This window comes from Mycobacterium sp. 852002-10029_SCH5224772 (genome assembly GCF_001667315.1).
Taxonomy (GTDB): Bacteria; Actinomycetota; Actinomycetes; order Mycobacteriales; family Mycobacteriaceae; genus Mycobacterium.
This window is the reverse complement of sequence record NZ_LZHT01000041.1, coordinates 317,249-334,682: the sequence shown is the minus strand read 5'-3', so window position 1 is coordinate 334,682 and position 17,434 is coordinate 317,249. Positions and strand designations below refer to the sequence as shown.

Sequence of the window (17,434 nt, the reverse complement as noted above, 5' to 3'; positions counted from 1 at the left end):
GATGGGGAATCTGCCGTCGCGACCGCCCGCACCCAGCGTCCGGACGTGGTTGTTCTCGACGTGATGCTGCCCGACATGAGCGGCCTCGACGTCCTGCACAAACTGCGCGAGGAGATCCCGCAGCTTCCCGTGTTGCTGCTGACGGCCAAGGATGCGGTGGAAGATCGCATCGCGGGGCTGACGGCCGGCGGCGACGACTACGTCACCAAACCGTTCAGCATCGAAGAGGTCGTGCTGCGTTTGCGTGCCCTGTTGCGGCGCACCGGGGTGACGACGGTGGACAGCGGTGCGCAGCTGGTGGTCGGGGACTTGGTGCTCGACGAGGACAGCCATGAGGTCAGCCGCGCCGGCGAGCCAATCTCGTTGACGTCGACGGAATTTGAGCTGCTGCGGTTCATGATGCGCAACTCCAAGCGGGTGCTGAGCAAGGCCCAAATCCTGGACAGGGTATGGAGTTACGACTTCGGCGGGCGATCCAACATCGTCGAGCTCTACATTTCCTACCTGCGCAAGAAGATCGACAACGGTCGTGATCCGATGATCCACACGCTGCGCGGCGCGGGTTATGTCCTCAAGCCGGCCCGCTGACCCGCGGAGGGTCTGGTCGCTGCGGCTGCGGCTGCTGGTCGGACAGATCGTCGTCCTGGCGATCGTGTGCGTCGGCATGACCGCGGTGACCGAACTGGCGCTGAACCATCACCTGGTCAAGCAGCTCGACGGCCAGCTCGCCGGCACCTCGTTCCGCTCGGCGCTGATGTACCCCGAACCCAACCACCCGGGATGGCACCGCCACCAGCATTCCTACTATCCGAGGCCGGGCCCCGGTCCTCGGTTCCTGGATGCCCCGGGCCAACCGGCCGGCATGGTGGCGGCGGTGGTCAACCAGGGCAAAACGGTTGACGCCGGCTACCTGACCGGCAGCGGTACGCGGGACGACCTGACCCCGACAGCCCAAACCCAGCTGGAACAGATCGCCGGTGACCGCGCACCGGTCACGCTGAACCTGGACGGCCTTGGCCGCTACCGCGTCGTCGCGGCTCCAAGCCGCAACGGCACCGACATCATCGTCACCGGCCTGTCGATGTCCAACATCGACGCGACCCTGATCCGGATGCTGGTCACCTTCGGGATCGTCACCGCCATCGCGCTGGCGGCCGCGACGATCGCCGGGGTCGTGATCATCAGGCGGGCACTGGCACCGCTTCGCCGGGTCGCCCAAACCGCGGGCCACGTCGCCGACCTGCCGCTGTCGCGCGGTGAGGTCGAACTGCCCGTGCGCGTACGCGAATCCGACGCCAATCCCTCCACCGAGGTGGGACAGCTCGGTGCCTCGCTCAACCGGATGCTCGACCACATCGCGGAGGCGCTTTCGGCGCGGCAGGCCAGCGAGACGCGCGTCCGCCAGTTCGTCGCCGACGCCAGTCATGAACTGCGCACCCCCCTTGCCGCGATCCGCGGCTATACCGAACTCACGCAACGGATGGGTGACGACCGCGAGGCGGTGGCGCAGGCGATGAGCCGGGTGGCGTCCGAAACCGAGCGGATGACGCGCCTCGTCGAGGACCTGCTGCTGCTGGCCCGCCTGGATTCCGGCCGGCCACTGGAACGCGAATCGGTGGATCTGTCGCGGTTGGCGGTGGATGCGGTCAACGACGCTCACGTCGCCGGACCGGACCATCAGTGGGAACTCGACCTGCCCGAAGAACCGGTGGTGGTCACCGGTGACGCCGCGCGACTCCACCAGGTGCTGACGAATCTGCTTGCCAACGCCCGCGTGCACACCGGCGCGGGCACCGTGGTGACGACGCGGTTGAGCACCGAGCCGTCGCACACCGTGCTGCAGATCATCGACAACGGACCCGGCATCCCGGTGGCGCTGCAATCGGAGGTCTTCGAACGGTTCGCCCGCGGCGATTCCTCGCGCTCGCGCAAGGGCGGCAGCACCGGGCTGGGCCTGGCGATCGTCTCGGCTGTGGTGAAGGCGCACAACGGGACGATCGCGGTGAACAGCTCACCGGGCCACACCGAGTTCACGGTGCGGTTGCCACCCAACGGATGGCAACCGCCCGCATCGGCCTGACTAGCTGTTGCAGGTCACCTGGATTTCGAACGGCTTGTTCACCGGCTGCATCGGGTTGGCCATGTCGACCCCGGTGGCGGTGCCGCTGATCTTGTAGTTGTTGCCGTCCTTGCTGGCGGTGGCATTGCCCTGGCCGGTGCCCGAGGTGTATCCGAGCGTCACGCCGTTGACATTGCCCAGCCCAACGGATTTCACCTGGGGCGGGTTGCCGTCGCTGAGCACGGCGGCGATACCGGTTGCCGCGCCACCGATCGCGATGTTGATGGTGCCACCCGCGTTTGTGCACACGACCGAACCGGAGACGTTCTGATCCTTGCCATCGATGGTCACCTTCGTACCGGCGGCACCGCCGGTGCTTGCCGACGCGCTGGTACCCGAGCTACTGGCGGAACTGCTGCTTGTACCCGACTTGTTACCGCCCGAACAACCGGAAATTCCTGCGGCAAGAATTGCCGCTCCGGCCACCGCGACCGTCAATTGACGCTTCACATGTTCTCCTTTGCCCGATTGTTGCGGTCCTCGGCATTGAGGGCCGTCTGGGCAGTATGCGGGTTAACTGGATCGAGAATCCAGAACGGAAGAAATTGTTGCTGTATTCATTATTTCGTCGGGGAAATACCGCCGGAATGCCTTTCGCGCACGATCGCATCAATGGCAACGTATCGGTGGTGGATCACAAGCCCCCCAGTACCGTCATCGAGTCGGCCCATCGCGAGCAGGCGCTGCCGTTTCAGGACGACGCGGATTTCCGCGACGCGGACCGTGGATTCATTGCTGCGTTGTCGCCGTGCGTGATTCGAGCGGCCGACGGACGCGTGGTGTGGGACAACGATGCCTACGGCTTCCTGGGCGGGCCCGCGCCGACGTCGGTGCACCCCAGCCTGTGGCGCCAATCGATCCTCAATGCCAAACAAGGCCTCTACGAAGTGGTGCCGGGCATCTATCAGGTCCGCGGCCTCGACATCTCCAACGTCACGTTCGTGGAAACCGACACCGGCATCATCGTCATCGATCCGTTGATCTCCACCGAGGTGGCCGCGGCGGCGCTGGCGCTGTATCGCACGCATCGGGGCGGCGACCGGCCCGTGGTGGCGGTGATCTACACCCACAGCCATGCCGATCACTTCGGTGGCGTACTGGGCGTCACGTCGCAGGCCGACGTGGATGCCGGTGCGGTATCCGTGCTGGCGCCGGAGGACTTTATCGAGCACGCGGTCCAAGAAAACGTCTACGCCGGGCCGGCAATGACGCGGCGAGCGACCTACATGTACGGCACCCTGCTGCCGCGCGGACCCATGGACCAGGTCGGCTGCGGGCTGGGCCAGGCGCCCTCCACCGGCGAGGTCGCCGTCATCGTCCCCACCATCGACATCCGCACCACCGGCGAAACGCACACGATCGACGGTGTGGAGATCGAGTTCCAGATGGCACCCGGCACGGAGGCACCCGCCGAAATGCATTTCTATTTCCCACGTTTCCGCGCACTATGCATGGCCGAGAATGCCACCCACAATCTGCACAACCTGCTGACCCTGCGCGGCGCGCTGGTGCGCGACCCGCACGCCTGGTCCGGCTACCTCACCGAGGCGATCGACACCTTCGCCGAGGGTGCCGACGTCGTGTTCGCCTCCCACCATTGGCCGACGTGGGGCAAAGACAACATCGTCGAGTTCTTGTCGCTGCAGCGCGACATGTACGCGTACTTGCACGACCAGACGCTGCGATTGCTGAATCAGGGTTACACCGGCGTCGAGATCGCCGAAATGTTCCAGATGCCACCAGCACTCGAGCGGGCCTGGCACACGCACGGCTACTACGGTTCGGTGAGCCACAACGTCAAGGCGATCTATCAGCGCTACATGGGTTGGTTCGACGGCAACCCGGCCCGGCTGTGGCCCCATCCGCCTGAGGCGCTTGCGCCGCGCTACGTCGAGGCGATGGGCGGCATCGAGCGAGTGGTCGACCTCGCCAAGGGAGCATTCGACTCCGGTGACTATCGTTGGGCCGCAACCCTACTGGATCACGCGATCTTCACCGACAGTGCGCATCCCGGCGCTCGGGCACTGTACTCCGATACGTTCGAGCAACTGGCCTACGGTGCCGAGAACGCCACCTGGCGCAACTTCTTCCTGAGCGGGGCAATGGAATTGCGCGACGGCAACTTCGGCACCGCGGGTCAGGTCGCTTCGCCCACATTGCTGTCCCAACTGACGCCGGAGCAGATCTTCGACGGCCTGGCCATCCGCGTCAACGGCCCGCGCAGCTGGGATCTCGACATCGCCCTCGATGTCACGTTCGACGATTCGGCCGCCGGCTATCGGCTCACCCTGCGCAACGGGGTGCTCGTCCACCGCAAGGCGGCGCCGGACCCCGCGACGGCAACGGTTACCGTCAAGCTGGCCGGCAAGCTTCGGCTGCTCGCCGTGGCATTGGGCGATTTCACCTCTCCCGGTCTGCAGCTCATCGGCGACCAGGGCGCGCTGCAGGCTGTTCTGGGAGTGCTCGACGGTCCGGACCCGAACTTCAACATCATCACGCCGTAAGACGCGGGCCGCATCACCCGACGTCGATCACCACCTTGCCCAGCACCTTGCGGTCGGCCACATGCCGCAACGCGGCGGCGGTCTCGGTGAGCGGGAATCGCGCGCCGATGTATGGCCGGACCGTTCCGGCGGCGAACATCTGCGACAGCTCCGCCATGTCGCGGACGGCCTCATCGGGGTAATCGCTCATGAAGGTGCGGATCTCCATCCCCCGCACGCAGATGTCCTTGAGCAGAATGAGATTGAGCGGAACGGCCGGGATCGTGCCGGCCGCGTACCCCAGCGTGACAAAGGTGCCGCCACGCGCGAGCCCGCGCAGCGCCGGCTCCGAATACGAACCGCCGACCGGGTCCAGGACGACGCGGGCGCTGTCACCGGTGAGCTCGCGGATCCGCAACTTCAGGTCTTCCCGGTCGTAGTCAACGGTTGCTTCGGCGCCGCGCTGCCGGCACAGCTCCAGCTTCTCCGGACTCGACGCCGCGGCCAGGACCTGGGCCTTCATCGCCACCGCCAGATCGACTGCGGCCAGCCCCACGCCACCCGCGGCGCCGAGCACGACGACCCAATCTCCCTCTGTCACAGCGGCGGTCGAGCGCAACGCGTGATAGGCGGTGCGGTAGGTCACGCCGAAGGCCGCGGCCGACGCGAAGTCGGCGTCGTCGGGCACGAGCTCCGCCTGGCTCGCGTCGAGCAGCGCCTGCTCGGCGAACGCCCCGAAGGTAGTTCCGGATACACGCTGTCCCGGACCGAACCGTGCGCCTTCGCCGACGGCGATGACTTCGCCGGCGATCTCGTTGCCGGGGATGAACGGCGGCGGGATTTTCACCTGGTACTTGCCGGCGATGAACAGCACGTCGGGGAAGTTGACCGCGGCGGCGCGCACCCGCACCAGCAGCTGGCCGGGCCCCGGAACGGGGTCGGGCACGTCGTCGATCACCAGGTCCTCGGGTGTGCCGTAGGAACGACAGATCACCGCACGCATCAATTGGCTCCCAGTCCGCGTAAACAGAACCGCACCACGTGTGCGATGTCGTCGGCCCCGGGCTGCTCGGCCGAGCCCACATAGCGGCGCAGGGTCGCCGCCGTGCAGCTGAACACCGCCTCGACGTCGCGCTCGATGTCGCTGCTCCCCAGCGCCGCAACGGGTTCGACGAGCAGCTCGCGCAGCGGCCGCATCATTTCCTGGTCGACCGCGCGCCAGCTCGTGCCCGCCGACATCTGCCCGGCCGCCGCTCGGGTCATGCTGATCAGGTGCGGGTCGGCCACCTGCGCCAGCGTGCCTTCGATCCATCGCGCCACCTTGTCGTGCGGCTTGGATTCCTTGGCCATCTGGTGTTCGAGGTAGGACACCACGATGGCCACCCCGCGTTCCATGACGGCCAGGATCAGATCGTCCTTGCCCGCGAAATAGCGGTAGAACGCCTTGTTCGACGAGCCCGCCTCGGCGACGATGTCGCTGACCCGGGGTGGCTCGGGGGCCGCCCGTTCCATGACGCGCACCGCCGCGGCCAGAATGCGTTCCACCTCTTCGGTGGCCTCCCGCTGACGGTCATCCAGCGCCCGCTCGACCGCTGCGCTCACCCTGTCAGAGGTCAACGAGGTCACCGTATTTGGCGCGCGCGGCCGCGCGCCGCACGTCGAGCATCTCGCTGGGCCAGTCACCTTCTTCGGCCTCATACCCCTTGAGCAGCATCCGCGCCAGGTTGACCTTGTGCGCCTCGGTCGGGCCGTCCGCCAGGCCGAGCGCGATGCCGCCGAGCAACACGTTGACCAGTGGCAGCTGGTCGGTGAGCCCCAGCGCGCCGTGCACCTGGATGGCCCGCAGGGCAATCGATTTGAGCACCTGCGAGGCCAAGATCTTGCAGGCGGCGATCTCCGCGCGGGCGGCGCGCTCGTCGCCCTGGTCGATCAGCCAGGCGGCGTGCAGCACGGTCAGCCGGAACGGGATCAGATCGGTGTAGGAGTCGGCGACGAACTCCTGCACCAGTTGCTTGTCGGCGAGCAGACTGCCTTGGGTGAAACGGCTTTTCGCCCGTCGCGACATCATTTCGACGGCGCGTTGGGCCATCCCGATGGAGCGCATCGCGTGGTGCAGCCGCCCGCCGGCCAGCCGGGTCTGCAGTATCAGGAAACCCTGACCGGGCTCGCCCAGCAGGGCGTCGGCGGGCACCCGCACGTCGTTGTAGTGCACCAGGGAATGGCCCGGTTCGTGCGGGTCCGCGCCGACCAGGTGGTGATTGGCCTCCAGGACCAGCCCCTCGGTGCCGGCCGGGATCAGGAACGTCGATGCCCCGGTATGGACCGGCACGTCGGGATCGGTGATCGCGACGACGATGAAGAAGGAGGCGACGGAGGCGTTGGAGGAGAAATACTTTCGCCCAGTGATGACCCACTCGTCGCCGTCACGGACGGCGCGGGTGGTGAAGACCCGCGGATCCGCGCCGCCCTGCGGCTCGGTCATCGAGAAGCACGAGAAGATTTCCCCGGACAGCAGGCCCGCCAGGTAGCGGTCCTTTTGTTCCTGGGTTCCGAAGCGGGCGATGATCTCGGCGTTGCCGGTGTCGGGCGCTTGTGTTCCGAACACGATCGGCGCCCACGGGCTGCGGCCCAGGATCTCGTTGATCAACGTCAGCTTGACCGCACCGAAGCCCTGCCCGCCGAGCTCAGGGCCCAGATGCGGTGCCCACAAACCCTTGTCGCGCACCTGCTGTTTGAGCGGGTCAACGATCTTGCGCCGCTCGTCGTTCAGCGGTAGGAATTCACAGCCTCCGAAGAGCACCTCCAGCGGTTCCACCTCGTCACGGACGAAGCCGCGGATCCACTCGAGTTTTTCCTCGAACTCCGGCTCGGTAGAAAAATCCCAGGACATTCGAACGCTCCTCTGGTTGATTGGTGGACGATCGCCACGTCAGGGGATGCCGCCGTCGGCCCGCAGGATCGAGCCGGTGGTGAAGCTGGACGCATCGGAGGCTAAAAACAGTGCCGCGCCGACGATTTCACGCGGGTCACCCGCACGCTGCAACGAGAGATGGCTGAACATGTTGCCCTTGGCCGCATCCAGGTTCCACGCCTTGCTCACGTCGGTGAGAAACGGCCCGGCCATCAGCGTGTTGACCCGCACCGCCGGCCCGAAACCCTTGGCCAGCGCTTCGGTCATCGCATTGAGCCCGGCCTTGGACGCGGCGTAGGGAATGATGTCCGGCGTCGGCCGCAGCGATCCGGCCGTGCTCACGTTGATGATCGAACCCCGGCCCGCCGCCACCATGCGCTCACCCACCAGCGCCGACAACCGGAAGGGGCCCTTGAGGTTGAGGTTGACCACGGCATCGAACAGCTTCTCGGTCACGTCGGTGAGCTTGTCGTACAGCGGCGACATGCCGGCGTTGTTGATCAGCGTGTCGACCTTGCCGAACCGCGCGTATGTCGCATCGACCAAGCCGTCGAGCTGATCCCAGCGGCCCACGTGCACCTGATACGGCATGGCGGAACGGCCGGTCTCGGCCTCGATCTCCGCCGCGGTGGAGACGCAGTTGTCCATGTTGCGGCTGGCGATCACCACGTCCGCGCCGCAGCGGGCCGCGCCGAACGCCATCTCACGTCCCAGGCCGCGGCTGCCGCCGGTGATCAGGACGACCCGGTCGGTCAGGTCGAAAAGCTGATCGGCATAACCCATTTCAGCGTCCCTTGGTCGGCAGTGACTGCGCGAGCTCGGCGGCGGTGGCGATGAGCTGAAGGATCATCGGCCCGAACGCGTCGGTGATCTTGGGGTCAACTTTTCCAGTACGCACGCCGGCGGCATAGGTCTTCTCTAGCACGATGCCGAGCTTCCAGTTGGCCAACACCAGGTAGTAGTCGATGTTCTCGGTCGACAATCCACTGACGGACTCGTAGTGCTCCAACAGCTCGCTGCGGGTGGGCATGCCACGCATGTCGAGATAAAACCCGTCCTCGCGCGGGTTTTCACCGTCATAACCCAGTAGGCACCACGCCAGATCGAGCAGCGGATCGCCAACGGTCGTCATCTCCCAGTCCACGATCGCGGCCAAGCACGCCGGCTCCCCGTGCGCGAACATCACGTTGGCGAACTGGTAATCGCCGTGCATGATGCCCGCCCGGTAATGCGCCGGACGGTTGCGGCGCAACCAGCCCGAGGCTTCGTGCAGGCCCGGCAGCTCCCGGACCTTGTAGGCGTCCAGAAACGCCAGCCAACGATCGACCTGCCGCTCGTGGAAACCGTCCGGGCGGCCGAAGCCTTCGAGGCCTTGCGCGCGCCAATCCACCCGGCCCAGCCTGGCGGCGCCCTCGACCAGTTGGAACGCCAGACCGCGCCGGGCGCCGAGATCGGTGTCAAACGGCGACGGCCAGCCGCCGTCCATCGGGCTCCACCCGTCGATTGCCTGCATGACGTAGAACGGCATGCCGAGCACGGTGCCGGTGTCGTCGGCGGCGATCAGCGCCGCGTGCGGCACATCGGTGCCGGACAGCGCCCGTACCAGCCGGATCTCGCGCAGCAGGCCGTCGATGCGCGCGGCGTCGGCCCGGGCGCCGGGCATCCGCAACACCATCCGCTGCCCGCCGCGCTCCACCAGATAAAGCGTGTTCTGCGACCCGCCCTTCAGCTGGGTCAGCCGGGGACGTTCGCCACCACCCGGTGCGTCGGTTGCGTCCAGCCAACGGGCGAGGACGCCGGCGTCCAGCCCCGATTCGCCGCCGTCAGTCACGTGCTCAACCATCTCCGCACACCCCAATCTCCGTACGGAGAATAGCATTCTCCGCTGTAGGGGCAAGGTTTTGACGCCGCTCAGCCCCGCTTGTGGGCGCTCAGCAGGAATCCGGGTGCCATGAAGTGGCCCTCGTGGTCGTGCTCCAGGTGTGCCAGCGAACCCTCCGATGACTCGTCGTTGCCGTAGACCTTGGCCACGCGAACGTCATCGACCTGCCACAGCGTCGACACGGCGTCGTGCAACTCGGTTTCGGTGAAGCCCGGCGGGCCCGGCCGGTCCGGGTGGGCCTGATCCAACGCCCCGGCGGCGAAGGCCAGGATGTACAGGGCGGCGCCGGGGGCGGCGGCCCGAAAGACGGACTGCACATAATCCTGGCGCCGTTCCGGCGGCAGCGCGTGGAACAGTCCGCTATCCAGGATGGTGGAGAAGCGGCCGTCATAGCCCCGAAAGCTGGTGACGTCGGCTTGAGCGAAGCTCGCGGTTTTCAGACCTTGCTCGGCCGCCGCGGCGCCCGCCGCGGCGACCGCGGTCGCGCTCTCGTCGAGCCCGACAACGGTGTAGCCGCGCGCCGCGAGCGCGAGCGCGAGGGCGGCATGCCCGCAGCCGGAGTCCAGCACCTCGCTGCGGACCTTGCCCTGATCGATGAGACGCGCCAACTCCGGCTGGGGCCGGCCGATGCTCCACGGGGGTGGCGCCGCTTGCCGGTAGGCGGCGTCCCAATCCCTATCCGGCTGCGTCATGGGGACTCCTCCTCGGCTTCGGGCAACCCAGAGCTACCCAGAGCGATTGTGCACGCCTTGAACGGCTCGCACGGGGCGATGAGAGACTTCGGACCGGCCCCACCGAAAGACAGGAAGAAATATGCAAGTGCTTCTGGTCCGGCACGCGCTGCCGCTGCGCAGCGAGCACGGCCAAGGTTCCGACCCGGACCTGTCGGAGGAAGGGCTGGCCCAAATCGAGCGACTACCCAAGGCGCTCGCCAGGTTTCCCATCTCGCGGGTGGTGAGCAGCCCGCAGCGCCGCGCCATCCAGACCGCCGAACCGGTGGCGGCGGACCGCGGGCTGACCGTCGAGATCGACGACCGCTTCGCCGAGTATGACCGCGACCTTCCGGTGTACATCCCCGTCGAGCAGATCAGGGCGGAAATGCCCGACGAGTGGGCGCGCCTGGCCCAAGGGCATTTGCCCAGCGCGGTTGACGAGGATGCGTTTCGTGCCCGGGTGCGCGCCGCGGTCGACGGCCTTGTCGCGAGCGCCGACCCCGAGGACACCGTCGCGGTTTTCAGTCACGGCGGGGTGATCAACGTGCTGCTGCACGAGATTCTCGGGACGGCGCGACTGTTGTCCTTTCCCGTCGACTACGCGTCGGTCACGCGGCTGTTGTTCTCCCGGTCGGGGCAGGCGACGGTGGCCGCGGTCAACACCACCGAACACGTCTGGGATCTGTTGCCGCGAAACCAGAGGCTGCTCGACGATGATGCGGGCCGTGGAACTCCCTGACCGGGAAACGGGCAAATCGCAGGTGGTGAACCCGGTCGCGGTCGGCGATGGTAGACAAGTTCGGTGACTTCTGCTGACCAACTCGAGGGGCTGGACCTGGCCTCGCTGGACTCCTACCTGCGTTCACTCGGGATCGGGCGCGACGGCGAGTTACGGGCGGAGTTCATTTCCGGTGGCCGCTCCAATCTGACGTTCCGCGTCTACGACGACGCGACCAGCTGGCTGGTGCGACGGCCGCCGCTGCACGGGTTGACGCCGTCGGCCCACGATATGGCCCGCGAGTACCGGGTGGTTGCGGCGCTGCAGGACACCCCGGTTCCGGTGGCGCGCACGATCGGCCTGTGCGAAGACGACTCGGTGCTGGGCGCCCCGTTCCAGATCGTCGAATTCGTTGCCGGCCAGGTGGTGCGCCGCCGCGCCCAACTCGAATCGTTCAGCCACACCGTCATCGGCGGCTGCGTCGACTCGTTGATCCGGGTGCTCGTGGACCTGCACAACGTCGATCCCCACGCCGTCGGCCTGACCGACTTCGGCAAGCCCAGCGGATATCTGGAGCGTCAAGTGCGGCGATGGGGCTCGCAGTGGGCCCTGGTGCGATTGCCGGACGACCGCCGCGATGCCGACGTGGAGCGGCTGCATTCCGGTCTGGGCAAGGCCATTCCGCAGCAGAGCCGCACGTCGATCGTGCACGGCGACTACCGCATCGACAACACCATCCTGGACGCCGACGACCCGACAAAGGTTCGGGCCGTGGTGGACTGGGAGCTCTCGACGCTAGGGGATCCGCTGTCCGACGCGGCCCTGATGTGCGTGTACCGGGATCCCGCGCTGGATTTGATCGTCAACGCGCAGGCCGCGTGGACGTCACCGCTGCTGCCGACGGCCGACGAGCTGGCCGACCGGTATTCGCTGGTGGCCGGTTTGCCGCTGGCGCACTGGGAGTTCTACATGGCGCTGGCGTATTTCAAACTCGCGATCATCGCCGCGGGCATCGACTTTCGCCGCCGCATGTCCGATCAGGCCCGCGGCATGGGCGACGCCGCCGAGCACGCACCCGAGGTGGTGGCGCCGCTGATCTCCCGGGGTCTGGCCGAACTGGCCAAGCTGCCCGGTTAGCCCGCCGTTCCCGTGTGGTGCCTTTTCGCCACGCGGCGCAGCTGCAAGATCCGGGCGGTGCCGACCGCCACCGTGATCAGCCCGCCCACAACGGCGGCCAGCAGGATCGCCACTCCCAGGGGCAGGCTCCAGTGCCAGCCCAAGAACCGAAAGTCCGTCGGCACCGTGTTCTGGGTGATGAAGATCAGCAACAGAATCAGGATCACAAAGCCGGCGATCAGCGATGACCACAGCGCACCGGCGCGGGTGAACCCGATAGCGGGTTCTTTGGTGGATGCGCCGGTCTTGTCCCCAGGGGTGGGCTTGGGCGATGGCTGGCCGGGCGACGCATGGCTGCTCATAGTGTCATCTTTGCCCGATTCGGCCCAGAATGAAACCGATTCGGGCAACCGATCGTCGCGCGCCAGCGTGTTCCCCTCCCGGGCGTTAGGGTCGGCGGTATGACGCTCCTGTGGCGGCCGCACGGCGTGATCGCGCACGCGGCGGCGCTGGTGACGGCGATGTGCGTTGTTGCGGCGTGCAGCAATTCCGATCCACTCGCAGCGCAGGTTTCAAGCCCCATGTCCATCGTGGTGGGCTCCGGGGACTTCCCGGAATCGCAGATCATCGCCGAGATTTACGCACAAGCCTTGCAGGCCAACGGGTTCGACGTCGGAAAGCGAATGGGGATCGGCAGCAGGGAGACGTATATGCCTGCGCTCAAAGACCATTCCATCGATCTGGTACCCGAGTACATCGGCAATCTGCTGCTCTATTTCGCGCCGCACTCGGCGGCGACCACGCTCGATGCCGTCGAGCTGGAGCTCCACCAGCGACTCCCGGGCGACCTGTCGATCCTGACACCCGCACCGGCGACCGACACGGACACCGTCAGCGTGACCAGTCAGACGGCGAACGCGTGGAACTTGACGACTATCGCCGATTTGGCCGCACATTCGGCGGACGTGAGGTTCGGGGCGCCCTCGGCGTTCGCGACCCGGCCGGCGGGTCTGCCGGGGCTGCGGCAGAAGTACGGGCTCGACATCCGGCCGGGTAACTTTGTCGCCATCGACGACGGCGGCGGCGCGGTCACCGTGCGCGCATTGGTCGACGGAAGGGTGAACGCCGCCAACGTTTTCACCACGTCACCGGCGATACCGCAGAACCACCTGGTGGCACTCGACGACCCGAAACACAACTTCCTGGCGGGAAACATTGTGCCGCTGGTCAATTCACGGAAAAAGTCCGACCGGCTGGAAACCGTATTGGACGCGGTGTCGGCGAAGCTGAGCACCTCCGGTGTTGCCGGGCTCAACGCCGCGGTGTCGGGAAACTCGGGTATCGATCCCGACGATGCTGCCCGAAACTGGATACGGGACAACGACTTCCATCACCCGATCGGGGGATGACTTGATCATCTTCGACAAGGTCAGCAAGGCTTTCGACGACGGAACCACCGCCGTGGATCGGCTCAGTCTGACGGTGCCCAGTGGGAAGCTGACCGTGTTCGTCGGGTCCTCCGGCAGCGGTAAGACCACGGCACTGCGCATGATCAACCGGATGATCGAGCCGACGTCGGGCACCATCACGGTCAACGGAGTCGACGTATCCACCCTCGACCCGGTGAAACTGCGCCTGGGAATCGGCTACGTCATCCAGCATGCGGGCCTGATGCCCCACCAGCGGGTGATCGACAATGTGGCAACGGTTCCGGTGTTGCGGGGACAGCCCCGCCGCGCCGCCCGCAAGGCCGCCTACGAGGTCCTCGAACGGGTCGGGCTGGATGTCAAACTCGCCCGTCGCTATCCCGCGCAGCTCTCCGGTGGCGAACAGCAGCGGGTCGGCGTGGCGCGTGCGCTGGCCGCCGATCCGCCGATCTTGCTGATGGACGAGCCGTTTTCCGCCGTTGATCCTGTGGTCCGTCACGAGCTGCAGAACGAAATGCTGCGGCTGCAAAGCGAATTGCACAAGACGATCGTTTTCGTCACGCACGACATCGACGAGGCGCTGCGGCTCGGCGAACGGGTCGCGGTGTTCAAGGCCGGTGAGTTACAGCAGTACGACGAGCCGGCCCGGCTTTTGTCGCGACCGGCCAACGATTTCGTGTCGAGATTCATCGGCCTGGGCCGCGGATACCGCTGGTTGCAACTCATCGACGCGGCTGGACTGCCGCTGCACGATGTCCCGCAGGTCACAGCCGAGACACTTTCCGGGGAACGGCTTTCCGACGGCTGGGTGGTCGTGGTCGACGCCATCGGGGCGCCGCTGGGCTGGATCGACGCCGACGGCGTGCGTCGGCACCGCGACGGCACGCCGCTGTCGGAGTGCATGAGCGGTGCGGGATCGCTGTTTCGGCCGGGGGGCAATCTGAGCCAGGCGCTCGACGCCGCGCTGTCGTCGCCGTCGGGCGTCGGCATCGCCGTCGACGACGGCGGCAAGGTAATCGGCGGTGTCCTGGCCGCCGACGTACTGGCCGCGGTGGAATCCCAACGGGGGAGCCGGTAATGCGTTATCTGCTCACCCATCTCGACGACGCCTGGTGGCTGACGATCGTGCATCTGCGGCTGTCTTTGGTACCGGTGTTGATCGGATTGGCGATCGCGCTGCCGCTGGGCATGCTGGTGCAGCGCACACGAATTGCCCGCGGGCTGACGACGGCGGCCGCCAGCGTCGTGTTCACCATCCCGTCACTGGCGCTGTTCGTGGTGTTGCCGATGATCATCGGGACACGCATCCTCGACGAGGCCAACGTCGTCGTCGCCTTGACGGCTTACACCGCCGCGCTGCTGGTGCGGGGGGTGCTCGAGGCGTTGGACGCGGTCCCCGCCCAGATTCGCGACGCCGCCACGGCGGTCGGCTACCCGCCGATCACACGCATTCTGAAAGTCGATCTGCCGCTCGCGGTTCCGGTGCTCATCGCCGGGGTGCGGGTGGTGGTGGTGACCAACATCGCGATGGTCTCGGTCGGCTCCGTCATCGGCATCGGCGGGTTGGGCAGCTGGTTCACCCAGGGGTACCAGACCAACAAGAGCGATCAGATCCTGGCCGGCATCATCGCGCTGTTCGCGCTGGCGGTCGTCATCGATGTGCTCATCGTGGTCGCCGGGCGGCTGGCCACACCCTGGGTCCACGCCGTGCGTACTCCCGGGCGCCGCTCGGTCGTCGCGCCCGTCGTAGGCGGCGCGCGGTGAACTTCGTGGACCGGGCGATCGCCTACGTGTTGACCGTCGACAACTGGACCGGGCCGGTCGGGCTCGCGGCACGCATCCTCGAGCACCTCGAATACACCGCGATCGCGGTGGGGGCATCGGCGCTGATCGCGATTCCCGTCGGGCTCGTCATCGGGCACACCGGGCGCGGCACCCTGCTGGTCGTGGGCGCCGTCAACGGACTGCGCTCCCTGCCGACGCTGGGTGTCCTGCTGTTCGGGACGCTGCTGTTCGGTCTGGGCCTGGGACCGTCGCTGGTGGCCCTGATGTTGCTGGGCGTGCCGGCGTTGTTGGCCGGCACCTATGCGGGGATCGCCAACGTCGACCCGACGGTCGTCGACGCCGCCCGCGCGATGGGCATGACCGAGGCCCAGGTGCTGCTGCGCGTCGAGGTGCCGAATGCGCTGCCGTTGATCCTGGGCGGGTTGCGCAACGCGACGCTGCAGGTGGTCGCCACCGCGACGGTGGCCGCCTATGCCAGCCTCGGCGGTCTGGGCCGATACCTGATCGACGGGATCAAGGAACGCGAGTTTCACCTGGCCCTGGTCGGGGCGCTGATGGTGGCCGCATTGGCGCTGATGCTCGACGGACTGCTGGCGCTACTGGTGTGGGCGTCAGTGCCGGGCACCGGTCGACTGCGACGCACTTACCGGACACTTCCGCAGCGGTTCGCGGGGACGTCCTACGGTAGATGAGTGAACGCAGCCCCCTCCGATCCGTCGCGCCGCGTGTGGCAGGCGATGCTCACCTGGCGCGCACAGGACGTCTCCCGGATGGAATCGGTACGACTCCAGGTGTCCGGCAAGAGAATCAAGGCCAACGGCCGCATCGTTGCGGCCGCCACCGAGGCCAACCCGGCGTTCGGCGCCTACTACGATCTGCAGACCGATGAAACCGGCGCCACCAAGCGGCTCGGGATGACCGTCACCCTGGCCGAGCGTGAGCGTGTCTTCTCCTTCGCCCGCGACGAAGAGAACATGTGGTTGGTCACCGACCATCAGGGCGAGCACCGCGCGGCCTACAACGGCGCCCTGGACGTCGACGTGGAGTTCAGCCCGTTCTTCAACGCGCTGCCGATCCGTCGGCTCGGCCTACAAGAGCAAGCGGCGTCGGTCACGCTGCCCGTGGTCTACGTGACCATGCCGGAGATGTCCATCATCGCGGACACCGTGAGCTACAGCAGCGCGGGCAGTCGCCACGAGATCAAGGTGCGCACGCCGATCGCCGGCGCCACGGTGAGCGTCGACGACGAAGGATTCATCGTCGACTATCCAGGCTTGGCAGAGCGGATCTGATCACTTCGCCCGCGCGGCCCGCGGCGGCCAATTCCTGACGCCAGTTGTCCGCGCCGACGATGACGTGGAAAACGTCGCCGCGCGGAAAGCTGTCGTAGCGCGTTCGAGCGGCGTGGCCCGCTTCGATGAGGTCGGCGACCGAGTTGTGGTGGGCCAGCGATTCGCGGGCACGACCCAGCAGCTCGATGAAGCGGTCGACGGTGGGCACCAGTTGGTCGCAGTTGCCTTCGCACATCGCCCGCACCAGGTCCGGTGCGGTGGCCGCCACCCGGGTCCCGTCGCGGAATGACCCGGCGGCCAATGCGAACGCCAACGGCACGTCGCCGGCGACGACCGCGAGCGCCTCGGCAAGTAAGTGGGGCAGATGTGAGATGGCGGCCGCGGCGGCGTCGTGTTCGTCGGATCTGGCCGGGACCACCACCGCGCCACAGTCCAGCGCGAGCGTCATCACCATCGACCAGACCGTCGGGTCGACATGATCGTCGACGCTGACCACCCACGGCGCCCCGGTGAACAACCCGGCGCGGCCGGCGGCCCACCCCGAATGCGCGGTGCCGGCCATCGGGTGGCCGCCGACGAAGCGTTCCTGCAGACCTGCCGCGACGACCTCGTCGAGGACCGCCTTCTTGACGCTGGTGACGTCGGTCAACGGGCACGCCGGGGCGGTGGCCTTGATGTGGGCGAGCATGCCCGCCATCGCCGGCATCGGTACGGCCAGCACGATCAACGCATCGGCGCCGGCGGCGCGGGTCAGGGTCGCAGTCAGATCCGTGGTGGCGTCAAAGCCGTCGGCGCTCGCGGCCTGCGCGCCCTCCACCGAGCGGTTGTAGCCGAACACCTCGCGGCCCGCTGCGGTGGCGGCTCGCATGATCGAGCCACCGATCAGCCCCAGCCCGAGCACACACACCGGTGTCTTAGAAGAACGGCTTGCCACATTCCAAGGTTGGCACATCCGGTCGGAAACGTTGCTGTCAGACGTCGCCCCTAC

19 protein-coding genes are annotated in these 17,434 nt (G+C 67.0%); 10 read left to right on the top strand and 9 right to left on the bottom strand.

The features are described from left to right. Together A5775_RS10085 and A5775_RS10080 are read left to right on the top strand one after the other, a co-directional pair. Positions 1-588 (top strand): response regulator transcription factor (locus tag A5775_RS10085; protein WP_067251430.1); only part of this gene is annotated, 588 nt, incomplete at its 5' end. Then, positions 566-2,080, top strand: coding sequence for a cell wall metabolism sensor histidine kinase WalK (locus A5775_RS10080; RefSeq protein WP_067251358.1), 1,515 nt, complete (start codon positions 566-568; stop codon positions 2,078-2,080). The genes A5775_RS10085 and A5775_RS10080, both read left to right, overlap by 23 nt. On the opposite strand, the gene A5775_RS10075 is transcribed toward A5775_RS10080, so the two are convergent. Next, positions 2,081-2,569, bottom strand: coding sequence for a lipoprotein LpqH (locus A5775_RS10075; RefSeq protein WP_067251356.1), 489 nt, complete (start codon positions 2,567-2,569; stop codon positions 2,081-2,083). Positions 2,570-2,706: 137 nt separating this feature from the next. On the opposite strand from A5775_RS10075, the gene A5775_RS10070 reads away from it, so the two are divergent. After that, the gene (locus A5775_RS10070; RefSeq protein ID WP_067251353.1) at positions 2,707-4,623 is read left to right on the top strand and encodes an alkyl/aryl-sulfatase; all 1,917 of its coding nucleotides are present in this window, start codon (positions 2,707-2,709) and stop codon (positions 4,621-4,623) included. Positions 4,624-4,636: 13 nt separating this feature from the next. On the opposite strand, the gene A5775_RS10065 is transcribed toward A5775_RS10070, so the two are convergent. The 6 genes from A5775_RS10065 to A5775_RS10040 form a co-directional block, all read right to left on the bottom strand. Beyond that, on the bottom strand, positions 4,637-5,605 hold the full coding sequence (locus tag A5775_RS10065) for an NADPH:quinone oxidoreductase family protein (protein WP_067251351.1): 969 nt from the start codon (positions 5,603-5,605) through the stop codon (positions 4,637-4,639). Next, a complete protein-coding gene (locus A5775_RS10060) occupies positions 5,605-6,228 on the bottom strand; it encodes a TetR/AcrR family transcriptional regulator (protein ID WP_067251349.1) in 624 nt (207 codons plus the stop codon). Before A5775_RS10060 ends, A5775_RS10065 begins: the two co-directional genes overlap by 1 nt. After that, positions 6,209-7,492 (bottom strand): acyl-CoA dehydrogenase family protein, encoded by a 1,284-nt coding sequence (locus A5775_RS10055; protein ID WP_067251347.1) that lies wholly within the window; start codon positions 7,490-7,492, stop codon positions 6,209-6,211. Before A5775_RS10055 ends, A5775_RS10060 begins: the two co-directional genes overlap by 20 nt. A 39-nt stretch (positions 7,493-7,531) precedes the next feature. After that, complete coding sequence (locus tag A5775_RS10050; RefSeq protein WP_067251345.1) at positions 7,532-8,296, bottom strand: SDR family NAD(P)-dependent oxidoreductase; 765 nt, start codon at positions 8,294-8,296, stop codon at positions 7,532-7,534. A gap of 1 nt (position 8,297) precedes the next feature. Beyond that, positions 8,298-9,356 (bottom strand): phosphotransferase family protein, encoded by a 1,059-nt coding sequence (locus tag A5775_RS10045; protein ID WP_067251342.1) that lies wholly within the window; start codon positions 9,354-9,356, stop codon positions 8,298-8,300. Positions 9,357-9,424: 68 nt separating this feature from the next. Next, a complete protein-coding gene (locus A5775_RS10040) occupies positions 9,425-10,087 on the bottom strand; it encodes a class I SAM-dependent methyltransferase (protein ID WP_067251339.1) in 663 nt (220 codons plus the stop codon). A gap of 121 nt (positions 10,088-10,208) precedes the next feature. Between A5775_RS10040 and A5775_RS10035 the strand changes: the two genes are divergently transcribed. Next, positions 10,209-10,847: a histidine phosphatase family protein gene (locus A5775_RS10035; RefSeq protein WP_067251337.1), complete on the top strand. Its 639-nt coding sequence runs from the start codon at positions 10,209-10,211 to the stop codon at positions 10,845-10,847. 63 nt (positions 10,848-10,910) lie between these two features. Next, positions 10,911-11,963, top strand: coding sequence for a phosphotransferase family protein (locus A5775_RS10030; protein WP_067251334.1), 1,053 nt, complete (start codon positions 10,911-10,913; stop codon positions 11,961-11,963). On the opposite strand, the gene A5775_RS10025 is transcribed toward A5775_RS10030, so the two are convergent. Next, a complete protein-coding gene (locus A5775_RS10025; protein ID WP_067251332.1) occupies positions 11,960-12,304 on the bottom strand; it encodes a lipopolysaccharide assembly LapA domain-containing protein in 345 nt (114 codons plus the stop codon). The genes A5775_RS10030 and A5775_RS10025 overlap by 4 nt on opposite strands. 159 nt (positions 12,305-12,463) lie before the next feature. Between A5775_RS10025 and A5775_RS10020 the strand changes: the two genes are divergently transcribed. Genes A5775_RS10020 through A5775_RS10000 form a run of 5 tightly spaced genes read left to right on the top strand, consistent with a single transcriptional unit; the run spans position 12,464 to position 16,446 of the window. Continuing rightward, entirely contained in the window at positions 12,464-13,351 is an 888-nt protein-coding gene (locus A5775_RS10020) for an ABC transporter substrate-binding protein (protein ID WP_369827812.1), read from the top strand. Position 13,352: 1 nt separating this feature from the next. Then, positions 13,353-14,447: an ABC transporter ATP-binding protein gene (locus A5775_RS10015; protein WP_067251327.1), complete on the top strand. Its 1,095-nt coding sequence runs from the start codon at positions 13,353-13,355 to the stop codon at positions 14,445-14,447. Beyond that, the gene (locus A5775_RS10010) at positions 14,447-15,133 is read left to right on the top strand and encodes an ABC transporter permease (protein WP_067251324.1); all 687 of its coding nucleotides are present in this window, start codon (positions 14,447-14,449) and stop codon (positions 15,131-15,133) included. Before A5775_RS10015 ends, A5775_RS10010 begins: the two co-directional genes overlap by 1 nt. Beyond that, complete coding sequence (locus A5775_RS10005) at positions 15,130-15,846, top strand: ABC transporter permease (protein WP_067251322.1); 717 nt, start codon at positions 15,130-15,132, stop codon at positions 15,844-15,846. The genes A5775_RS10010 and A5775_RS10005 overlap by 4 nt, the downstream gene beginning before the upstream one ends. Then, positions 15,847-16,446, top strand: a complete 600-nt coding sequence (locus A5775_RS10000) for a putative glycolipid-binding domain-containing protein (protein ID WP_067251320.1) — start codon at positions 15,847-15,849, stop codon at positions 16,444-16,446. On the opposite strand, the gene A5775_RS09995 is transcribed toward A5775_RS10000, so the two are convergent. Then, on the bottom strand, positions 16,409-17,353 hold the full coding sequence (locus tag A5775_RS09995) for a prephenate dehydrogenase (protein ID WP_231995141.1): 945 nt from the start codon (positions 17,351-17,353) through the stop codon (positions 16,409-16,411). The genes A5775_RS10000 and A5775_RS09995 overlap by 38 nt on opposite strands. Positions 17,354-17,434: the final 81 nt, after the last annotated feature.